Origin of the sequence: Sulfitobacter sediminis (genome assembly GCF_040811725.1) — a bacterium.
Taxonomy (GTDB): Bacteria; Pseudomonadota; Alphaproteobacteria; order Rhodobacterales; family Rhodobacteraceae; genus Sulfitobacter; species Sulfitobacter sediminis.
Genome location: NZ_JBFNXX010000116.1, coordinates 1 through 372, shown reverse-complemented (window position 1 = coordinate 372; position 372 = coordinate 1). Strand labels below are relative to the sequence as shown.

General features: G+C 61.3%; 1 protein-coding gene. It reads right to left on the bottom strand.

Annotation, left to right across the window (positions count from 1 at the left end):
* Positions 1–372 (bottom strand): recombinase family protein (locus tag AB2B41_RS23400; RefSeq protein ID WP_367880234.1); only part of this gene is annotated, 372 nt, incomplete at both ends.

Sequence of the window (372 nt, the reverse complement as noted above, 5' to 3'; positions counted from 1 at the left end):
TGCCCCGCGCAGGCGCTGGCGTGATCTGAGACCCAAGGCGTCCGCGTGCTCCTTCACGATCCGGATAGCGCCATGCTCCAGGTAGAGCTCATAAAGGCATCTGATCGTCGCGGCCTCTGCCGCATCGATCTTCAGGGTCCGGCCATCAGCCTGGTAACCAAGGGGCACATTCCCACCCATCCAGAGCCCCTTGCGCTTGGATGCTGCGATCTTGTCCCGGATGCGTTCTGCCGTGACCTCCCGTTCGAACTGGGCAAAGCTTAGCAGGACGTTGAGCGTGAGACGTCCCATGCTTGTCGCCGTGTTGAAGCTCTGGGTGACCGACACAAAAGATGCCTCTGCCGCGTCCAGCCGATCCACCAGCTTGGCAAA